Raw genomic sequence first — 412 nt, 5'->3', positions numbered from 1 at the left:
ATCGAGAAGCTGCGCTTGGACTTCGTACGCGAAGCCGATCCCAAGAAGCAGTTCGAGATCGCCGAGAAGATCCAGAAGCGCGTGCTCGACCTCGGCGTCGTGGTGCCGCTCGGTCAGTTCGTGCAGCCGCTGGCGCGGCGCAAGAACGTCAGCGGCAACATGGCCTCGCCGGTGACCGTGTTCTGGAACGTCGAGAAGAAGTAGGCAAAGCTGGCGGCAATTCGCATGCCATCCCGAGTGGGCCGCGGGATGGCATCGCAGCTCACTACTTCCTGCGATTGAGGAACGCCGTCATGTAGCGGCGTGGCTCGTCGGTGCGATAGGCGTCGACGTAAGCCTGGATGCCGGCGCGAGCGCCCTCGGTGGGCGACATGCGATCCCAGTCCATGATCAGCCGCTTCTGGATGCGCAC

At 63.6% G+C, this 412-nt stretch carries 1 protein-coding gene; it reads left to right on the top strand.

Translation table 11 applies throughout. The features are described from left to right. The coding region (locus tag JG676_RS08465; RefSeq protein WP_200217964.1) for a hypothetical protein at positions 1 to 204 on the top strand (204 nt) is incomplete at its 5' end. Positions 205 to 412: the final 208 nt, after the last annotated feature.

The organism is Campylobacter sp. 2018MI34 (assembly GCF_016598975.1).
Lineage (GTDB): Bacteria > Campylobacterota > Campylobacteria > Campylobacterales > Campylobacteraceae > Campylobacter_D.
Note: the sequence above shows the minus strand (reverse complement) of the source record. Positions and strands in the feature narration are given on the sequence as shown.